Consider the following 18920-nt stretch of genomic DNA (forward strand, 5'->3'; position numbering starts at 1 on the left):
CGGGGCGGCGGCGGGCCTGCGCCCGGCGGCGGCCCGGCCCGGGAACCCGTCGGCCCGCGGGCCGACGGGTCGGCCGACCCGTGGGTTCGCGGGCGCGCAGCTCCCCGGGGCCTCAGCCGAACTGCTGTTCCAGGTCCTTCAGCTTGCGCTCCAGCGAGTCCAGCCGGGGCAGGGCCACGGTGTCCTCCTCCGTCGTCAGGTCGATGGTGCGCCGTTCCGGGCGGGCCGGGAGGCCCGGCTGCGCCGGTGTCCCCTCGGCGGCCGCGCCCTCGACCGCTCCGGCCCCGTCGGTGCCGCCGGGGCCGCCCGCTATGGCGGACTCCGGGCCGGGTTCCAGCTGCCGGGCCCCCGACGACGAGCCGCCGCTGCGCTGGCGCCAGACACTGTGGGTGCGGTTGATCGCCCGGATCTCGGCCCGCTCGCGACGTCCGGCGAGCTTGCGCCGCTCCTTCTCCAGGGCGTTCTCGCGCTTGTCCTCGCGGACCTCGTCGACCGCCTCGTCCAGGCTCCGCACGCCCTCCAGCAGCATCAGGGACCAGGCCGCGTAGGTCTCGCGCGGAGCGCGCATCCAGCGGACGATCCGGATCTGCGGCAGAGGGCGGGGGACGAGTCCCTGCTCGCGCAGGGCGGCCCGGCGGGTCTGTTTGAGGGCCCGGTCGAACAGCACGGCGGCCGAGAGCGACATCCCCGCGAAGAACTGCGGGGCGCCGGCGTGGCCGAAGCCGCGCGGGGCGTGCACCCAGTTGAACCAGGCCGAGGCGCCCGCGAAGAGCCAGACCAGCAGGCGGGAGCCGAGCGCGGCGTCGCCGTGGCTGGCCTCGCGGACGGCGAGTACGGAACAGAACATCGCCGCGCCGTCGAGACCGAACGGGACCAGGTACTCCCACCCGCCGGAGAGGTTGAGGTTCTGCACCCCGAAGCCGACCAGCCCGTGGAAGGACAGCGCGGCGGCGACGGCTGCGCAGCAGAACAGCAGCGTGTACGAGGCCCCGCCGTACAGGGACTCCTTGCGGCGGCGGCGTTCCTCGGAACGCTCCCAGGAATCCTGGCCACCCGATCCGGTGGTGGATCCCCGACTCCGGACCAGGGCCACCAGCAGGGCGCTGACCAGCAGCACCGCAACGCCGGTGACGGCCCAACCAAGCGGTATGTCGGACAATTTCATCGCCTGGACCAGCCTCGCTTTCCTGCGTCGCAATTCCTGCGTCGTGATGGCGGGGACCATCATGACCGATGCTCGGCCCGAGAATGGCTGATTTGCCGTCAATGCGCTGACGAGAGGGATTTCTGGCGGGGGATAAGTCGCATCGTCATATGAATTCCGGGCGGGTGTCTCCCGGAATTCCGCCCCCGACCCGTTCCGCGCCGGGAGGAGTGCCGTCAACCTCGCGTGACGCGGGGACAGCCCGCGCACATCGCCTCGGCCTCGACGGTGTACACGAGGCAGCAACTGGCCCGGCAGCGGTCGAAGTGCACTGCGGAGCCGGACGCGGGGCCGGTGAACCCGGCGCCCGGCGTGAAGGGCGCGCACTCCGGCGCCGGGCGCGCGTCCTGTAGGCCCGGCGCGAGCAGCGCGGACAACTCGGCCCGGGCGCGCTCCTCCTCGCCGAACAGCCCGGCGGCGTGCCAGAGGCTCTCGACCGCGGCGTCCGTCGCCATCGCCCAGAGCGTGCGCGGACCGCGTCGCACCTCCGGCCGGAAGGCCGCCAGCAGCGGGGTCAGGAAGTCGGCCAGGGCGATGCGCAGTTCGCCGGCCAGCGCCGCCTCGTCGGGCACCGTGCGGGCGGTGTGACGGCGCACGGCGCACGGCGTCTCGGCCGCCGTGCCCGCCGTGTCCGGCGCTTCCGGTCGGGCCGTCGCGCCGCCCGGGGCGGCCGCCGGGTCGTCGGGCAGGCAGACGAAGGCGCCCGGACGGACCGTCAGCTCGCCGGTGCGGCGACGGATCGAGATGTCGGCGGGGGTGAGCAGCGGCACCCGGCGCTCCAGGAACCACGGCAGGGTGAACAGCAGCGAGACCGGCCAGACGAAGCGGTGCAGGCCGAACCCGGCGGCCACGTCCGGACGCAGTGGCCGCCCGTACCGGGCCAGGCCCTGCCGGGCGTCGTGGGCGATCAGTTCGCGCAGTGCCTCCGGGTGGGTCAGGAGGTCGGCCCCGGCGATCCAGCCCCGGCCGGTGCGCGGCGGGGCGCAGTGCACCCGGAGTGCCGGCAGGAGCTCGCCGAGCCGCCGGTAGACCGCGGCGCCCGGGGCGGTGCTGCCCGGGGCTGCGGCGCCCGGGACGGTGGTGCCCAGGACGGCGGTGCTGTCGGCTCCCGGGTCGGTGCAACCCGCAGCGCCGGGTGCGGTGGTGACGGGCCGTGACGGCGGTAGGGCGAGTGCCGCTTCGACGGCGGCGGAGGCGCGCGGCGCGGGGCCGGGCCGGGTGCTGCTCACGGTCATGGTGCGGGCCCCATCGGGTCGACCGGAGCCCGTGCCGGACCGCCCGGTCCCGCGCCCGGCGGGGGCGTCCGTCGTCGACGCACCCCGGGTGCCCTCGCCGTCGTTGCGCCCTGCGTCCGGGCCCGGCCGGACGTAGGCCTGGCGGAGCCCGGGAACGGCAAGGCGAACCTGGCCGGGTCACTGCTCGACCCGGCCAAGTTAGGCTCACCTTAGCTGATCGGTCCCTGGGCCTGCCTTCCGATGCGTCCGTCCGGGGGAGCGCCCGGCGTGCGCGCCGCGCTCAGCTGGCGCGCGAGCCAGACCGGAACACCCCCGAGCGCCTTCACCAGCCGGGCCGCCTCCGCCCGGAGCCGGGCGGCCTCGGCCGGTTCGGAGACCTCGGCCAGCGCCGCCAGCGCGGGCGCCACCCCGACCGTGAAGCCCAACTGCTCGCGGAGCCGGAGCGAGGCCTCGAACCCCTCGCGGGCCCGCTCGCGGTCGCCTGCGGCCAGGGCCAGGGCCGCCAGGTGCCGCCAGGTGGAGGAGCGCAGCAGGTCGTCCCCGCGCTCGCCCGCGCCGTCGTGCGCCCGGCGGTAGGCGATCCAGGCCGCCGTCGGGTCGCGCAGCAGGTTCTCCGCGACCAGCCCCCGGCGGAAGTCCAGCAGCGGACGGCCCGGTGCGTCCGGCGGCAGCAGCGCGGACGTGCGCCCGAGCGCCGCCTGTGCCTCGTCGAGCCGGTCCCGCGCACTCAGCACGCTGGCAGCGTACGCCAGGAAGCCGCGTGCGCAGGCCGCCGCCGCGCGCTGTTCGGTGGAGGTCGCCCCGGCCTCGGCGAGCCGCAGCGCCTGTTCCGCCTGGGACCAGTTCGCTGCGGTGAACAGGCATTGTTCGATCAGGAGTTCGGCTCTGGCCAGCGCCGCTGTCGGATCTCGTTCGGCGGCCGGGCGTAACAGCTCCGCGGCCTCCCGCCAGCACGCCCGGGACCGCAGCCGCCACACGGTGTCCCCCGGCTCCTGGGGTGCGGTCGCCCGCCCCCGCCCGTCCCGGCCGCTCGGGCCCCATCCGTGCTCCGACAACGCCACCTCCTTGTGCGCGCCATCCAGCAGGACGCGGACCCTGCCCCTCGTGGCATGACACGCCCCCGGGCCCGCGCTGTGGCGGCAATTCAACACGGGGGCGAGCTTGTGCACCAGATCACGAGCGGAGGTTGTTGCGCTCGGGCGGGTTTTCGTCTAAACGATCAGCGGTCGGCGGGTCGGGTCCGAACGGGGGCTCAGGACGTCCAGCCGGTCTCCATCAGGGCCTCGGCGGCGCCGTTGGCGGGCTGCGGCACCCCCGCCAGGTCCAGGCTGAACAGGGCCACCAGCAGCTGCTCCCCGCGCACCGTGGCCTGGTGCGAATAGCCCGCAAGAGTGAACATCGCGGCGGCCATCTCCTCGGCGTGCAGGGTCTGCAGCCAGAGGCACTCCACCGACTTCACGTCCGCCGGTTCGGTCCAGGTGTCCACCTGGGCGACCATCCGGCTGCCCAGCAGCGTCACCCCGTCGCGCTCCTGAGCCTCGGTCAGCTCCAGGTCGTCGAAGCCCAGCCACTCCAGGTAGCGGGCGGCGGTGAACACCGCGTCCTGCGAGGTCCGCACCGGGTGCGGACGGAACGGCGCCCGCCGCCGCCACGGCGTGGCGGGGCCGCTCGCCCCTGCGGTCGGCGCCGGGGCGGGCGGCGCGTCCAGCGGCTGGGTCGGCCGCGCCGGGTACGGGTGGGAGGCGCGGGGTCCGGCGGCGGTGCCCAGCGGCCCGGTGGACGCGCCGCCGCCCAGCCGGGTGGTGCGGTCCACCGGGAGCCGGACGGTGGCCCCGCAGTTGCAGGTGAACTCGGGCTGCGGCCACTGGTCGGAACGGCCGCAGTGCGGGCAGCGCATGTTCAGCCAGGAGTCCTCCCAGGACCGGAACCGCACCTGCACCGGCACGCCCCCGCGCAGCAGCGGCACCTTCAGCGAGGCTCCGCACGGGCAGGGCAGCGACGGCGGCTCGTACAGGTGCTCGCGCCGGCAGGCGGGGCAGCGGATCGCCCGGGCGCCACCCCCGGTCCCCGGCCCGCGGCCGGCCGGGTCGTGTCCGGTGAAGTCGTCGGGCAGTCCGGCCATCGCGGGCACCGTCCGTTCGAATCGGGGAGGAGGGACGGGTCCCATGCTCCCCGAAACCCGCGGACCGCGGCGCGGAATGAGGCAATCCTCAGGGAGGAATCAGGGGTGTGCGCTCGATTCCTCGGCGGGGAGGAGGAGGGCGGTTCCACCCCGGAGGGGGATCCGTTCGAAGAAGAGCGGTACCCGCGTCACCCCGCACCCCAACGGGCGAGGTCGGCAGGCGTGTCCAGGTCGTCCGGAGTGGCGACATCGGCGCACTCGACGAGCGTGATCCCCTCGGCGTGCGCCGCCAGCAGAGCCCGCGCGCCCGCGTCCCCGACCGCCCCCGCCGTCACCTCGGCGAAGTACCGGGCCCCGATCAGCACCGGGTGCCCCCGCCGCCCGCCGTACGCCGCCGCGGCCAGCTCCGCGCCCGCCCGGTGGGCCGCCAGCAGCCGGGCCACGGCCGCCGCGCCCACCCCCGGCGTGTCCACCAGCATCACCAGCACGGCCCGGGTCGGCGACGGCAGCGCGGCCATCCCGGCCCGCAGTGAGGAGCCCATGCCGGACTCCCAGTCCGGGTTGGCCACCAGCCGGCAGCCCGGAAGGTGCGCCGTCGACCGGACCCGCTCCCCGGCCGCGCCCAGCACCACCGTCACCTCCCGGCAGCCGCCGGCCCGCACCGCCGCCACCGCGTGCTCCACCAGCGGCCGTCCCCGGTACGGGACCAGTGCCTTCGGCCGCCCGCCCAACCGTCGCCCGCCGCCCGCCGCCAGGACCAGCGCGGTGACCGCGTCCTCGTTCTGCATGCGTCCAGCCTGCCGGTCCGGCAGGGCGGCCCGCAGCCCCGGCGGGTGACCCTTGGACGAAGCCACAACCGGGGCGGGTGCCGGGCGCCCGCGGCCCGGCGGTTCGGCCGCTGGAGTTTCCGCGCCGACCCCCCTGTACTGGGCCGATGAACTCCGCACCGCGCCCGCTGGTGGACCGCTTCGGCCGGGTCCACACCGACCTGCGGGTCTCCCTCACCGACCGCTGCAACCTGCGCTGCACCTACTGCATGCCGGCCGAGGGCCTCGCCTGGCTGCCCGGGGCCGAGCTGCTCGGTGACGACGAGGTGGTCCGGCTGGTGCGGATCGCGGTGCGCCGGCTCGGGATCAGGTCCGTCCGCCTCACCGGCGGCGAACCGCTCCTCCGGCGCGGCCTGCCCGGCCTGGTCCGGCGGATCGCCGCGCTCGGACCCGAGGTGTCCCTGACCACCAACGGCATCGGACTGGCCCGCACCGCCGCGGAGCTGAAGTCCGCCGGGCTGCACCGGGTCAACGTCAGCCTGGACACCCTGCGGCCCGAGCGGTACGCCGCGATCACCCGCCGCGACCGGATCGCCGACGTGTTCGCGGGCCTGGCCGCCGCACGGGACGCCGGCCTCGCCCCGGTCAAGGTCAACGCGGTGCCGGTGCGCGGCGTCAACGACGACGAACTCGTCCCGCTGGTGGAGTTCGCCGCCGAGCACGGCTACCGGATGCGGTTCATCGAGTCCATGCCGTTGGACGCCCAGGGCGCCTGGGACCGGGCCCGGATGGTCACCGCCGACGAGATCCTGGCCGCGCTCGGTGCCCGTTGGGAGCTGCTGCCGACCGGCCGGGCCGCCGGGGAGGAGGGGGCGGGGCCCGCCGGGTCCGGCCGGCGCGGCACCCCGCCGGCGGAGGAGTGGCGGATCGCCGGGACGGACACCGTGGTCGGCGTGATCGCCTCGGTGACACGGCCGTTCTGCGGCGGCTGCGACCGCGTCCGGCTCACCGCCGACGGACAGTTGCGCAACTGCCTCTTCGCCACCGAGGAGTCGGACCTGCGCGCACTGCTCCGCGACGGGGACGGCGGCGGGGACGACGAAGGTGACGCCCGCATCGAGGCCGCCTGGCGCGCCGCGATCGCCGGGAAGGGGCCGGGCCACGCCATCGGCGCCGCCGGGTTCGTCCGGCCGGCGCGCCCGATGTCGGCGATCGGCGGCTGAGCGGCACCGGCACCGGCCCGGCCCGCGGGCTCGGCCCCGGCCGTGTCGACGGTGCGGGCGTCGCCTGCGTGGTCCGCGCCGGCCCTTCCGGGCGCGACCTTCCGGGTGTGACCTTCGACATGATCGAAATGCTCCGTGTTGTGCCCCCTTGACCGGGTGTGGGGCGGCTGGTCTGCTGGTGCGCCGTCAGTCGCCCGCCACCTGGGGAGTCCTCCGTGCCCGCCCGTCGCACCGCTCTGTCCGCCGCCACCGTCTTCCTGATATCCGCCCTGGCGCTGACCGGCTGCTCCGGCGCCGGGAAGCGGGCCGCCGACGCGGCCTCCGCGGGGGCGGGATCCCCCGGGGCGGCGGGCGCCGCCGGCCCGGGCACCAGCCCGCTGCAGAACCCCGACGGCACCAAGCCCGGTCTGGGACCGCTGACTTCGCCCGAGGAGCTGAGCGCCGGCCGGGAGCTGATAGCCAGGGTGGCCACCGCCAGGACCGGCTCGAAGGACGGATACGACCGCGACGAGTTCGGCCCGGCCTGGACCGACAACGTGGACGGCGTCCCCGGCGGCCACAACAAGTGCGACACCCGCAACGACCTGCTGGCCCGGGACGGCACGGCGGTCGAGCGCAAGGACGGGTCCTCCTGCGTGGTCACCTCGATGACCATCCACGACCCGTACACCGGCAGGACGGTGCAGTGGTCCAAGCAGCAGGCCTCGAAGATACAGATCGACCACGTGATGCCGCTCTCCTACGACTGGCAGATGGGTGCGGCCACGTGGGACAAGGCCAAGCGGGTGCAGATCGCCAACGACCCGCTCAACCTGATCCCGGCCGACGGCTCGCAGAACGCCTCGAAGGGCGACTCCGGCCCGTCCGCCTGGCTGCCCGCCGCGCCGGAGATCCGGTGCGCGTACGCGGTGCGGTTCGCGCAGGTGTCGTTGAAGTACCGGCTGCCCGTCACGGAGGCGGACAAGACGGCCATGCTGCAACAGTGCGGCGGATGACGGGAGCTGATGAGCCGTGGCCGGTCGGTCGGGCGGTCGAGCGGCGGCCCGGCCGGGCGGGAGAGTGGGCGGGCGCGTGACCGCTGAGCGGCAGGTGCGTGGCTGAGGAAACGATTCCTCTTGGTTCGCCGGACTTTGTCCCAGCGCCACGGACGCCGGAGGGTGGGGGCGAGATGATCAGTGTGATGACCGGATGATATTCGTGTGCGGTGCACTCGATGATCACCCGGTTCTCCCGCGGCGCCCTTCCCGCCGTCGCCGTAGCCGCCCTGCTGGCAGGCTGCACCAGTTCGGCCGGATCCACCGACGCGGCCTCCGGCACGCCGTCCCCCGTCGTGACCGCGACGCCGACCCCGGCGGACACCCCCAGCCCCACGCCGACCCCGACCCCGACGGTCAAGCCCACGGGCCAGGCGGATCCGGCACTCCAGCCGTTCTACGGTCAGCAACTCGGCTGGGCGGCCTGCAAGGACGACCCGAAGACCGACAAGCTCGACGAGTCGGCGGTGCAGTGCGCCACCCTCAAGGTGCCGCTCGACTACGCCAACCCGGCGGGCGACACCATCGACGTCGGGATCGTCCGCAGCCCCGCCGGCAAGCCGGACCAGCGGATCGGCTCCGTCCTCGTCAACCCCGGCGGTCCGGGCGGCTCCGGCGTCGGCTTCCTCCAGCGCAACCCCAAGCAGTTCCAGGGCGCCGTGGGCGAGCGCTACGACACCGTCAGCTTCGACCCGCGCGGCGTCGGCCTCACCGCCCCGGTGAACTGCCTCGACGACAAGGCCCGCGACGGATGGGTCACCACCGACGCGCTCGGCGTCGACCACGGCAAGGTCCTCGCCGACGCGTGCCAGGCCAAGTACGGCAAGGTGCTGCCCTTCCTCGGCACCCGCAACACCGTCCGCGACATGGACGTGCTGCGCGGCGCGCTCGGCGACCAGAAGCTGACCTACTTCGGTCTCTCCTACGGCACGTACGTCGGCGCCCTCTACGCGGAGGAGTTCCCGGACCGCGTCGGCCGGCTCGTCCTCGACGGCGCCGTGGACCCGTCCATGCCACTGCTCCAGCACAACATCGCCCAGTACGCGGCCTTCGAACGCTCCTTCAAGGACTTCTCCGCGGCCTGCGCGAAGAAGGACCAGTGCCCGATGGGCAAGGACCCGGCCAAGGCGGCCGAGAAGCTCGCCGACTTCCTCGACGGCCTCAAGCAGAAGCCGCTCACCACGGCGAGCGGGCGCACCCTCACCGCCAACGCGGCCTGGGTTGGCATCATCGACGGGCTCTACGGCGGCCAGCCGAGCTGGGACTCCCTGCGCAACGACATCGGCTGGGCGATGCTCCGCGGCAAGGGCGACTACCTGCTCGCCCGCGCCGACAGTTCCAACCGTCGCGACAAGGACGGGCACTACATCGTCTCCGCCGACGCCTACACCGCGATCCACTGCGCCGACGGTGCGACCAACGTCGCCGCCGGCGCCGAGCTGGAGGCCGCGTACGCCGACCTGGCCGCCAAGGCCCCGCTGATCACCCGGCACGAGCCGGACACGGCGCTGTTCGACCCCGACTGCCGGACCTGGGCCTTCCGTTCGGCCGAGAAGGCGCACCCGATCGCCTCGAAGAGCGCGTCCACCATCGTCGTGGTCGGCTCCACGGGCGACGCGGCCACGCCGTACGCCTCGGCGGAGAAGCTCGCCGCCCAGCTGGGCAACGCCGTCCTTCTGACCCGCGACGGCGACGGGCACACCGGCTACGGCTGGAGTGCGTGCATCCGCACCTCGGTGGACGCCTTCCTGCTCGACGGCACGGTGCCCGCCGCCGGGACGCGTTGCGCGACCGACACCGCGGGATGACCTGATCCGACGCGCGCGGGGCGCGTCACGGCGGCTCGGGATCCGAGTGCCGTGGCGCGCCCCTGCTGTGTCGTGCTCGGTGCCCGCGGGCGCCTTCCGGTGCCCGGTGGGTCAGGAGGTGGGCGGCTGGGTGAGGTCGTAGACGGTCGAGCCGCCGACCGTCCGGGCGGTGTAGTGGCTGGTGACCCAGCTCTCGATCTGTGCGGTCGGCGAATCCGCCGATCCGGGGCCGCTCGGGCCCGCGGTGCCCGCGGTCGGGGCGCCGGGGCCACTGCCGTTGGCGTCCGTGCCGTCGGGCGAAGTGCCGTCAGGTGTCGTGCCGTTCGGGGCCGTGCCGCCTGCGCCGTCTGTGCCGCCTGCGCCCTCGCCGTCCGCGCCCGTACCGCCTGCGCCTGCGCCCGTGCCGACCGTCCGGCCCGGGCCGCCGCTGCCGGCGATGAACCAGTGCACCTTGCCCTCCTTCACGTACTGCTGGAAGGCGCTCAGCGTGAGCGACGGGTCGGTGCTGTTGAAGCCGCCGAGCGCCATCACCGGTACCCCGGAAGCCAGTTGGTAGCTGGCGGCGTTCTGCGAGCCGCTGGTCGCGGCGGCCCAGCGGTAGCGGTCGGCGTCCTGCTTCAGCAGGGCGGCGGCCTCGTCGCTCACCTTGGCACCGTTGAGCAGCCCGCCCATGCCGCCGGGGCCGCCCATGACGCCGTAGACCGACTGGCCACCGCCCGGCAGGCCGCCGGTGCCCTGGCCGCCGCCCGGCCGGTTGCCCCGGCCGCCCTGCGGCGGGGTGCCCGGACCCCCGCCCTGGCCGCCGTCCTGCGGGGGAGCGACCTGCTGGCCGTTGATCCAGAACATCCCCTCGCCGCCCGGCCCGCCACCGGGCCCGCGTCGCATCGCGCCCGGTCCGAACCCGCCCGCGACCGCCGGGCCGGCCGTCACGATCGAGCCGGTGTGCGCGGTGTTGACGGTGTCCACCGCGTACGCCGCCGGACCGCCCAGCGCCGCCGCGGCACCCGCCAGACCGGCCACGGTGGTCAGCCGCCCGGCGAGCCGGTGGCCCTGACGCCCGTTCCTCGGAGCGCCGTTCACGCCGTTCACACCGTGCGCGTCGTCCGCCCCGGGACCGCCGTCGCCGTGCGCGCCGCCGCCCTGTGCGTCCGGCGCGTCCTGTACGCCCCGGGCGCTCTCACGCGGTGCGAGCCGGGCGGCCAGCGGCCCGGCCGCCGCCAGCGCGACCGCCGACACCAGCCCGCCGACCAGCACCGTCCAGCGCAGCCAGGGCAGGAAGTCGGAGCTCCGCCCGAGCAGGACGAACGCCCAGGACACCGTGACCGCCAGCGTCCCGGCCAGGACGGCCGCGTACGGCAGCCGGTGCCGCGCCCGCCAGAGCCCGTCCACGCCCATGCCGACCAGGGCCGCGACCGCCGGGGCCAGCGCCACCGTGTAGTACTCGTGGAAGATCCCCGACATGAAGCTGAAGGTCAGCGCCGTGCAGACCAGCCAGCCGCCCCAGACCAGGAAGGCCGACCGCGCGGTGTCCGTCCGGGCGTACCGGCGGGTCGCCCAGAGGCCGAACAGCAGCAGGACGAGCGCGGCCGGCATCAGCCAGGCGATCTGCCCGCCGATGTTGCCGTCGAACATCCGGGTGATGCCGGTCTCGCCCCAGCCGCCCCCGCCGCGCACGGTCGGAGCGCCGCCGGCGGGCGCCTCCATCCCGGCCGGGAACCGGGCCCGGTTGCCGCCGCCGACGCTGCCGGTCTCGTTGCCGTTGAGCCGGCCGAGGCCGTTGTAGCCGAAGGTGAGGGAGAGGAAGCTGTTGTCCTGCGAACCTCCGACGTACGGGCGGGCCGAGGCCGGCACCAGCTCGACCACCGCCACCCACCAGCCGCCCGCGACCACCATCGCCAGCCCGCCGGCCAGCAACTGCCGGACCCGCCGCCAGAGTCCGGTGGGCGCCACCACCAGGTAGACCACCGCGAAGCCGGGGAGCACCAGGAACGCCTGCAGGGTCTTGGTGAGGAACGCCAGCCCGAACATCGCCCCGGTGAACACCAGCCACCGGGTGCTCGCGGTCTCCGTCGCCCGCACCAGCCCGTACGCGGCCAGGGTGAGCAGCAGCACCAGCAGGGCGTCCGGGTTGTTGAAGCGGAACATTAGCGCCGCCACCGGGGTCAGGGCCAGGGCGACGCCGGCCAGGAGCCCGGCCAACGGGGAGAAGCGGCGGCGCACCGTCGCGTACAGGGTGGCGACGGTCGCGACGGCCATCAGCGCCTGCGGGGCCAGCACCGACCAGGAGGAGAGCCCGAAGACACGGGCCGAGAGCGCCATCGGCCAGAGCGCCAGCGGCGGCTTGTCGACGGTGATGAAGTTCCCGGCGTCCGAGGAGCCGTAGAAGAAGGCCTTCCAGCTCTCGCTGCCGGCCTGCACGGCGGCCGAGTAGAAGGCGTTGGCCCAGCCCGAGGCGGACAGGCCCCAGAGGTAGAGGACGGCGGTCGCGGCCAGCAGCGCGAGCAGGGCGGGCCGGACCCAGCGCGGGTCCTCCGCGCGCCCGCGCCAGGTCCGGGCCGGCAGGGTCCGCAGGCGGTGGGCCCAGGATGCCGGGCCCTTCGGGCCGACGGGCGGCAGCGGGAACTCGGGGTAGAGCGGGGGCTCGGCGGGCCGTGCCTGCGGGACGTCGGCGGCGGGGCCGGCCGGCCCCGCCGGTCCGGCGGGCGGAAGCTGCGGCGGCGGGTAGTTCGCGGCCTCCGGCCAGGGTTCGCCGGCCGGCGGGGAGAAGCTGGTCGTGGTCATGGGCGCTACGTTCGGGCGCCCGGCTGAGAGAAGGGTGAGACGGGGGTGTGAGCCGCCTGTGATCCTCGCGGGATCACTCGTTCGGGCGGTCCGTGCGCGGTGCGCCCGCGCCGTCCGCTACGCCCTAGGCGGGCTGGGGCATCGTCAGGTGCTTGCCCAGCCACTCCAGGGCGGGCGGGATCTCCCTGGTCCAGGTGTGGAAGTTGTGCCCGCCGGTGTCCAGGGTGATGGTGGAGAGCTTGGTCGGCGCCTTGAAGGAGTCGACCATCGCCTGGGTGCCCTCGTAGTTGTTCTCGTCGTAGCTGGTGGCGAGCAGCAGGGCGACGGGCTCGGCGGGCTTGTTCTTCAGCCGCCAGACGAGGTCGTTCTCCTGCTTCAACCGGTCGTTGCCGCCGAACAGGTCGCCGGTGGTCTCGTCGATCGGCGCGGTGTAGTAGCCGGAGAGCGAGATCGCCGCCCGGTAGGCGTCGGGCTTGCGCAGCGCGAACTTGAGCGCGCAGTAGCCGCCGGTCGAGTTGCCGATCACCGCGCGGTTGGCCGGGTCGGTGCCGATCCGGTAGTTGCCGGCCAGGGCCTTCGGCAGGTCGCTGGTGAAGAAGGTCTCCACCTGCGGGCCGCCGGGGACGTCCATGCACTCGGTGTCCCGGTTGCCGACCAGCGTCGGGCGCATCAGCACCAGGACGGTCGGCGGCAGCTTCTTCTCCTCGATCGCGGTGAGGGCGGACGCCGGGTACTGCATCAGCGTGATGAGCTTCTCCGCCGAGCCGGGGTAGCCGGCCAGCACCAGGGCCATCGGGAACTTCTGCTGCGCGTACTCCGGCTGGAAGTACTGCGGCGGCAGGTAGACGTAGGCGTCGCTGCTCAGGCTGCTCGCGGTTCCCCTGACGGCGACCTCCTGGATCAGCCCGGAGCGGTCGCGGGCCGAGCCCTGCGCCGAGTACATGCTCTTCTCGCCGGTGACCGAGAGGGACGCGGCGGCGTTCGGCTGGTGGTCGACGACCGTGCCGGGCTTGCCGTTGGTGCCCAGCAGGTCGCTCCAGGAGCTGTAGAAGCCGAAGTAGCCGTTGGCGATCAGCCCCATGGCGGCCAGGACCGTGACCTGGGTGGCGAGGAACGCCCCGATCCGCCCCGACCAGGCCCTGAGACCGTTCCCGCCGAATCTCGGCCAGAGCCACATCGTGGCGGCGAAGACGCCGATCGCGACGACGGAGGCGATGATCTGGAGGGGCATTCCCGTGAGGCTCAACACGAGCCGATCGTAGTTGACCCGGAGGTCCGGCCCGCGCGCCCCCTGTGCGCTCCCTGTGAGATTCTGTGCGCTGCCTGTGCGCCCTGTTGACCGCGTCTCATCGGGTCGGGATCATGTGCGCGGGGATTGCAGAGTGCACGGAGCGTGCACGAGAGAGCACCGAGAGAATTCCGGGGGAGCGGCATGAGGTCCGTGACCAAGATCGGCCTGGCGGTCGGTACCGCATTGCTGCTGACGGCCTGTTCCGGCGGCAGCTCGAAGAGCTCCGGCAGTTCGGACGCCGCGGGGGGCCGCACCGAGAGCTCCCGGTCCGCCACTCCCACTCCCACGCCGACCCCCACGCCGACGCCGACTCCCACCAAGCCCCCGTACGGCCCGGTGCTGGCCGGCTACATCGACCCGGTCAACGCCGCCCTGGCCAAGCTCAACCCCGCCGGGAGCCTCGACGCCTTCGCCCTCTCGCTCCAGGAGGCGGCCACCGCGGCCAACTCCGCCAGCAGCGGGCTGGGCCTGTCCGGCGAGCCGGACACCGTCACCACCGTCCGGCGCCAGCTGGTGACCGCGCTCTCCCAGCTGTCCACGGACCTGACGAAGGTGCGCACCGACATCAAGGGGAAGGGCGTCTGCACCACGACCTCGGCCTTCGCCTCGGTCGGCCTCTCCGAGGGCCTCAAGGGGGTGCCCGCCGCGCTCGCCCAGATGACCGCCGCGGGCTACCCGACGACCTTCAACGTCCCGCAGACCCCGCAGCTGCAGGCCCGCTCGCTCGACAACGGCACCATGATCCGCAAGGGCCGCCTGCGCGGCGAGGGCGGGCTGGAGGTCGACAACACGGGTGGCAGCTCCGACTCGGTCGTGACGCTCTCCCAGAACACCAAGGCGGTCCACTCGCTGTACGTCGGCAAGGGGAAGAAGGCGTCGATCGACGGCATCGAGGACGGCACCTACGAGGTCTTCTTCTCCGACGGCGTCGACTGGGACACCTCGCTGAAGATGTTCACCCAGAACTGCTCCTACACGAAGTTCGACGACACGCTGTCCTACGAGACCGGCCGGACGGCCACCACGTGGTCGATCACGCTGACCGCGAAGGTCGGCGGGAACGCCAAGACCAGCGACGTGGACGAGGAGACCTTCCCGCAGCCGTGACCGGGGCTGCCCTCCGCCGGGCCGGCGGAGGGCGCTTCCCCTCCCGGCGTGCTCGGCCGCTCCGCTGCCCGGGCGACTGCCTCCGGTCTGCCCGCCGATCCGTCGTCCGTCTGCCCGGCGGGCTGCCCTCCCACGATCCCGCCCCCCTGCCCCCCGCCTCCCTGCCTCCCCGCCCGTCAGGGGGCGAAGGTCGGGAGCAGGGTGCGGGCCACCGTTTCGACCGGCGGGACGAAGCGGTCGGCGTCGTCGCCCAGCAGGTAGTGGTAGAGCGCGCGCTGGTGAGCGGCGCCGATCAGGAGCAGTGCGCCGGTGACCGGGTCGAGCCCGGCGGCGAGGCGTCCGGCCGCCTGGTGGACGCGCAGCGCGTCGCCGACCGGCCGGAGCGCGAGGTGCGGTCCGATCTCGCCGCCGTGCGCCACGAGGAGGTCGCGCAAGGTGCGGCCGGACTGCATGGCGCCGAGGATCGGCATGATCCGCCGGTAGAAGTCCTCCAGCCCGGTGAGCATGGCGGCGAGGTCGGCCTGGAGGTCCGGGTCGCCGGCCGGACCGCCGTCCGCCGGCGGCGCGGGCCGTTCGCCGAGGACGGCGGTGGTGTCGGCGAACACCGGCAGGTACTGTCCGATGACGGCCTGGATCAAGCCGCGCCGGTCGCCGAAGTGGTAGAAGATGCTCGACTCCGCGACGCCCGCGCGGTGCGCGATCTCCTTGGTGGACAGCGCCAGCCCGGCGTCCCCGAGCATCTCTCCGGCGGCCCTGAGCACCGCTTCCCGCGCCCCCGTCGAGGGGCGGCCCCGCCTCGCTGCCTGCGCCACTGCGGCTCCTCCGATGGTCGTCGGCCCGTCCTGGCCGAAGTCTCTTGCGAGCGATGACTCGGCTCGGGGAGAGGTTAATTAAATGATGAATCACTGGTGGGATCGACACGGCAGGTAGTCCGACTCGAAAGGGTTCGTCCACGATCCCGCCGGCGCCTCGCGGACCCGGGACCTCCGCGCGCACCCACGCGCCCCCGCTCCCCGGTGCCTCGCCGGTGCCTCCCCGGCGCCCCGTCGGCGCGGCCGGGCGTGCCGGCCGTCGAGCCGCGCGGCGGCGCCCGCCGGGGCACAACTCCGTTGTCGGTGGCGTGTGCCAGACTCCGCGCATGGCCCTCGAACCGCTCTCCTCCCTCACCCTTGCCGCCTGGCGCCGGCTCGACCTCGCCACCGCCACCCGCCTGGCCGCCCGCGCGGCCGACGTGGTGGGCGGTCGACCGGAGCAGGTCGAGACGGTCGAACACCTGGGCGCGCCGCTGCACCGGGTGCTGGTCGAGCGCGGGGAGCGGCTGTTCGCGCTGGTGCCGGGTGGCCGGGTCACGGTCGGGTTCGACCTGGCGGCGTGGCAGCCGTCGGCCGAACTCCTCGACTGTTACCGGGAGGAGAGCGTCAGTCAGGGCTTCGGTCTCGACGACGACCTCCGGCTCCACCTCGCCCGGTACCTCAGCCCGCACCGGACCGTGACCGTGCCGACGCTGCTGATGGCCGTCGAGGACGAGGACCTCGTCGAGCCGCTCGCCGACACCCCGGCGGCGCTGGCCGCGGAAGGGCTGCGGCTCCCGCACCCCGACGAGTGGGAGCACGCGTGCGGCGCCGGCGCCGGGACGCTCTTCCGCTGGGGCGACGAGTTCCCGCTCGACCGCGGCCCGTACCAGGACGACACCGGCCCGCACACCGGGCCGAACGCCTTCGGGCTGCGGATCGCCTACGACACCTACCGGTCCGAGATCACCAGCGACCCGGGCGCGATCCACGGCGGCGACGGCGGCGAGTCGGTCTGCGGCGGGTACGGCATCGTCCTGGAGTGGCTGCCCCTCGCCACGGCCAACCGGAACACGGAGCTGGCCGCGCTCGTGTACGGGCCGGACGGCACGGGCATGGGCGACGAGCTCTCGACCCGGCCGGTCCTCGACCTGCGCTGAGCGCGGCCGGGCCGCCGGCCCCGGCTGCTCCCGGCTCCTCGTCGAACGGCGGGACGGGCCACCGCGGTCCGGCCCGGCGCGGCCCGGCACGGCCGTCGACCGGTGTCGGGTGCCGGCCGGTGCCGAGTGCCGTCGCCGACCTCGATCGTGGCGATGCGGCGGACACGCGGTCCGGGTTTTGCTTCACTGGGAGGGTGAGCGTACTCACCGACCTGGCGCTCACCGGCGCCGTGGCCCTCGCGGCCGGATGGATCGTCGAGCGCAGGCATCTCGTGCGCGCCCGGAAGCTCGCCGGGGGCGCGACCGCCCGAGTGATGTGCATGGTCAGGAACCCTCCTCAGGAGGAGCGTTGGCGCACCGGTCGGCTGCTGATCGGGCCGGACGGGGTGGTCTGGAGGCCGGTCCGCGGGCGAGCCGGCGCGAGGCCGCTGCCGACGGGACTGCGGAAGGTCGGGATGCGGCGGACGACCTGGCGCGAACGGGTCCGGATCCGATCCGACGCGGTGGTCGTCGAGTTCGCGTCCGAGGGCGGTGAGCGCGGCGAGGACGGCGCCCTGGAGGTGGCGCTGATGCCGTATGACGTGGCCTACGTGGTGACGGCTCTGACGGGGGAGTGAATTCCGAGGCCGGGCTGTCGGCCTGCTCGCCGGCCCCGGTCGTCGGTGGCGAGCGGGCCGGAGCGGGCCGGAGCGGGCCGGATCAGGGCCTCGCGGTGTCCGGAGCGGGGCGGGCGGTGCGCCTGCGGGCGCTTCCGGGTGCCTCCCCGCGCCCCTGGGCGGATCCGGGCGGACGAATTCCGTACGCATGGTTGACCGATTGAAGTGGGCATGGCACTTTCGTGCGGCGCGGGCGTCCGCAACCGGTCGTACGCCCCGCATCCCCCACAAGGAGAGCCATGTTCAAGAGACTTGCCGCCGCGTCCGCCGCGGGCGCAGTCGTCGCAGGGGTTCTGACCTGCGTCACTGCCACCCCCGCGCAGGCGGTACAGGCCGGTGACCTGACGTCCACCATCGCACTGAGCAACTGCTCCGCCTCGCTCGTGCGTTACCCCTCCTCGGTGGACACCGACCGCGCCCTCATGCTCACCAACGGCCACTGCCTGCCGACCATGCCGACGGCGGGCCAGGTCATCCAGAACCAGAGCGCCAGCCGCAGCGGCACGCTCCTCAACGCGTCGGGCGGCTCGCTCGGCACCGTGCAGGCGGACAGGATCCTGTACGCGACGATGACCGGCACGGACGTCGCCCTGTACCAACTCACCGACACCTTCGGTTCGATCACCTCCAAGTTCGGCGCGACGGCGCTGACCGTCAGCGACACGCACCCGGTCGACGGCTCGGCGATGTTCATACCGTCCTCGTACTGGAAGCAGACCTGGAACTGCTCCATCAACGGGTTCGTCGGCACGCTGCGCGAGGACGAGTGGACCTGGCGCGACTCGATCCGCTACAGCTCCGGCTGCAACACCACGCACGGCACCTCCGGTTCGCCGATCGTCGACGCCGCGACCAAGAAGGTCGTCGGCATCAACAACACCGGCAACGACGACGGCCAGATGTGCACCATCAACAACCCCTGCGAGGTGGCGGCCGACGGCACCACCAAGGCCGTCAAGGGCCAGAGCTACGGGCAGGAGACCTACTGGTTCACCACCTGCCTCGGCACCGGGCGGGTCATCGACCTCAACGTCAGCGGGTGCCTGCTGACCAAGCCCGCGGGCAGCGGCACCGTCTCGGTGGCCAACCCGGGCAACCAGTCCACCGCGGTGGGCGGTTCGGCGAACCTGCAGATCCAGGCGAGTGGCGGATCCACCCCCTACACCTACACCGCCACCGGTCTGCCGGCCGGCCTGTCGATCAACGCCTCCACCGGCGTGATCAGCGGGACCGCGACGACGGCGGGCACGTACAACGTGACCGTGACGGCGAAGGACTCGGCGAACAAGACCGGCAGCACCGCCTTCGGCTGGACCGTCAACGGCGGTGGCGGCACCTGCACCCCGGCGCAGCTGCTCGGCAACGCGGGCTTCGAGACCGGCACCGCCGCACCCTGGACCACCTCCAGCGGCGTCGTCGACAAGTCGGCCTCGCAGGCCCCGCACGGCGGCACCTGGAAGGCGTGGCTGAACGGCTACGGCTCCACCCGCACCGACACGCTCGCCCAGACGGTGACCGTCCCGGCCGGCTGCAGGGCCACGCTGAGCTTCTACCTGCACGTCGACACCGGTGAGTCCGGCTCGACCGCCTACGACAAGCTGACGGTCTCGGCGAACGGTACGGCGCTGAAGACGTACTCGAACGCCGACGCGGCCTCCGGCTACCAGCTGCGCACCTTCGACCTCTCGGCCTACGCGGGCCAGTCGGTGACGATCAAGTTCACCGGCACCGAGGACGCCTC

At 74.0% G+C, this 18920-nt stretch carries 15 protein-coding genes; 7 read left to right on the top strand and 8 right to left on the bottom strand.

Going from position 1 to position 18920, the window contains the following annotated elements; translation table 11 throughout:
• Window positions 1-112 precede the first annotated feature (112 nt).
• The 5 genes from ACFWOG_RS30445 to ACFWOG_RS30465 form a co-directional block, all read right to left on the bottom strand.
• Window positions 113-1165, bottom strand: a complete 1053-nt coding sequence (locus ACFWOG_RS30445) for a DUF2637 domain-containing protein (RefSeq protein WP_329881932.1) — start codon at window positions 1163-1165, stop codon at window positions 113-115.
• A gap of 215 nt (window positions 1166-1380) precedes the next feature.
• Window positions 1381-2439 (bottom strand): (2Fe-2S)-binding protein, encoded by a 1059-nt coding sequence (locus ACFWOG_RS30450; RefSeq protein ID WP_380362147.1) that lies wholly within the window; start codon window positions 2437-2439, stop codon window positions 1381-1383.
• A gap of 209 nt (window positions 2440-2648) precedes the next feature.
• Entirely contained in the window at window positions 2649-3494 is an 846-nt protein-coding gene (locus ACFWOG_RS30455; protein WP_380362149.1) for a hypothetical protein, read from the bottom strand.
• 197 nt (window positions 3495-3691) lie between these two features.
• Window positions 3692-4561 carry a hypothetical protein gene (locus tag ACFWOG_RS30460; RefSeq protein ID WP_380362152.1) on the bottom strand — a complete coding sequence of 290 codons (870 nt, stop codon included), beginning with the start codon at window positions 4559-4561 and terminating at the stop codon, window positions 3692-3694.
• 188 nt (window positions 4562-4749) lie between these two features.
• A complete protein-coding gene (locus tag ACFWOG_RS30465; RefSeq protein WP_380362154.1) occupies window positions 4750-5349 on the bottom strand; it encodes an NTP transferase domain-containing protein in 600 nt (199 codons plus the stop codon).
• Between the two features lie 146 nt (window positions 5350-5495).
• Here ACFWOG_RS30465 and moaA point away from each other — a divergent pair, with 146 nt between their 5' ends.
• The 3 genes from moaA to ACFWOG_RS30480 all read left to right on the top strand — a co-directional run bounded on the left by moaA (window position 5496) and on the right by ACFWOG_RS30480 (window position 9393).
• Entirely contained in the window at window positions 5496-6551 is a 1056-nt protein-coding gene (gene moaA / locus ACFWOG_RS30470) for a GTP 3',8-cyclase MoaA (protein WP_380362156.1), read from the top strand.
• A 215-nt stretch (window positions 6552-6766) separates the two neighbouring features.
• Window positions 6767-7546: an HNH endonuclease family protein gene (locus ACFWOG_RS30475; protein ID WP_380362158.1), complete on the top strand. Its 780-nt coding sequence runs from the start codon at window positions 6767-6769 to the stop codon at window positions 7544-7546.
• A gap of 218 nt (window positions 7547-7764) precedes the next feature.
• A complete protein-coding gene (locus tag ACFWOG_RS30480) occupies window positions 7765-9393 on the top strand; it encodes an alpha/beta hydrolase (protein ID WP_380362172.1) in 1629 nt (542 codons plus the stop codon).
• A 111-nt stretch (window positions 9394-9504) separates the two neighbouring features.
• Here the strand turns inward: ACFWOG_RS30480 and ACFWOG_RS30485 are convergent, their stop codons facing one another.
• Complete coding sequence (locus ACFWOG_RS30485; RefSeq protein ID WP_380362160.1) at window positions 9505-12174, bottom strand: ArnT family glycosyltransferase; 2670 nt, start codon at window positions 12172-12174, stop codon at window positions 9505-9507.
• Between the two features lie 124 nt (window positions 12175-12298).
• A complete protein-coding gene (locus ACFWOG_RS30490) occupies window positions 12299-13405 on the bottom strand; it encodes an alpha/beta hydrolase (RefSeq protein ID WP_380362162.1) in 1107 nt (368 codons plus the stop codon).
• Window positions 13406-13606: 201 nt separating this feature from the next.
• Between ACFWOG_RS30490 and ACFWOG_RS30495 the strand changes: the two genes are divergently transcribed.
• A complete protein-coding gene (locus tag ACFWOG_RS30495; protein WP_329881939.1) occupies window positions 13607-14572 on the top strand; it encodes a hypothetical protein in 966 nt (321 codons plus the stop codon).
• 176 nt (window positions 14573-14748) lie between these two features.
• On the opposite strand, the gene ACFWOG_RS30500 is transcribed toward ACFWOG_RS30495, so the two are convergent.
• The gene (locus tag ACFWOG_RS30500; RefSeq protein ID WP_329881940.1) at window positions 14749-15384 is read right to left on the bottom strand and encodes a helix-turn-helix domain-containing protein; all 636 of its coding nucleotides are present in this window, start codon (window positions 15382-15384) and stop codon (window positions 14749-14751) included.
• A gap of 326 nt (window positions 15385-15710) precedes the next feature.
• On the opposite strand from ACFWOG_RS30500, the gene ACFWOG_RS30505 reads away from it, so the two are divergent.
• The 3 genes from ACFWOG_RS30505 to ACFWOG_RS30515 form a co-directional block, all read left to right on the top strand.
• Complete coding sequence (locus ACFWOG_RS30505) at window positions 15711-16523, top strand: hypothetical protein (protein ID WP_380362165.1); 813 nt, start codon at window positions 15711-15713, stop codon at window positions 16521-16523.
• Between the two features lie 194 nt (window positions 16524-16717).
• The gene (locus ACFWOG_RS30510) at window positions 16718-17140 is read left to right on the top strand and encodes a hypothetical protein (RefSeq protein WP_380362167.1); all 423 of its coding nucleotides are present in this window, start codon (window positions 16718-16720) and stop codon (window positions 17138-17140) included.
• A 278-nt stretch (window positions 17141-17418) separates the two neighbouring features.
• Window positions 17419-18920: putative Ig domain-containing protein (locus tag ACFWOG_RS30515; RefSeq protein WP_380362169.1), on the top strand; the 1502-nt coding region annotated here is incomplete at its 3' end.

This window comes from Kitasatospora sp. NPDC058406 (genome assembly GCF_042722765.1).
Classification (GTDB): Bacteria; Actinomycetota; Actinomycetes; order Streptomycetales; family Streptomycetaceae; genus Kitasatospora.

Excerpts from the sequence above, each read along its gene's own strand:
- ACFWOG_RS30465 (WP_380362154.1), bottom strand. The coding sequence starts at position 5,349 with ATGCAGAACGAGGACGCGGTCACCGCGCTGGTCCTGGCGGCGGGCGGC.
- ACFWOG_RS30495 (WP_329881939.1), top strand. The coding sequence starts at position 13,607 with ATGAGGTCCGTGACCAAGATCGGCCTGGCGGTCGGTACCGCATTGCTG.
- ACFWOG_RS30480 (WP_380362172.1), top strand. The coding sequence starts at position 7,765 with ATGATCACCCGGTTCTCCCGCGGCGCCCTTCCCGCCGTCGCCGTAGCC.
- ACFWOG_RS30505 (WP_380362165.1), top strand. The coding sequence starts at position 15,711 with ATGGCCCTCGAACCGCTCTCCTCCCTCACCCTTGCCGCCTGGCGCCGG.
- ACFWOG_RS30490 (WP_380362162.1), bottom strand. The coding sequence starts at position 13,405 with ATGCCCCTCCAGATCATCGCCTCCGTCGTCGCGATCGGCGTCTTCGCC.
- moaA (WP_380362156.1), top strand. The coding sequence starts at position 5,496 with ATGAACTCCGCACCGCGCCCGCTGGTGGACCGCTTCGGCCGGGTCCAC.
- ACFWOG_RS30460 (WP_380362152.1), bottom strand. The coding sequence starts at position 4,561 with ATGGCCGGACTGCCCGACGACTTCACCGGACACGACCCGGCCGGCCGC.
- ACFWOG_RS30450 (WP_380362147.1), bottom strand. The coding sequence starts at position 2,439 with ATGACCGTGAGCAGCACCCGGCCCGGCCCCGCGCCGCGCGCCTCCGCC.
- ACFWOG_RS30485 (WP_380362160.1), bottom strand. The coding sequence starts at position 12,174 with ATGACCACGACCAGCTTCTCCCCGCCGGCCGGCGAACCCTGGCCGGAG.
- ACFWOG_RS30445 (WP_329881932.1), bottom strand. The coding sequence starts at position 1,165 with ATGAAATTGTCCGACATACCGCTTGGTTGGGCCGTCACCGGCGTTGCG.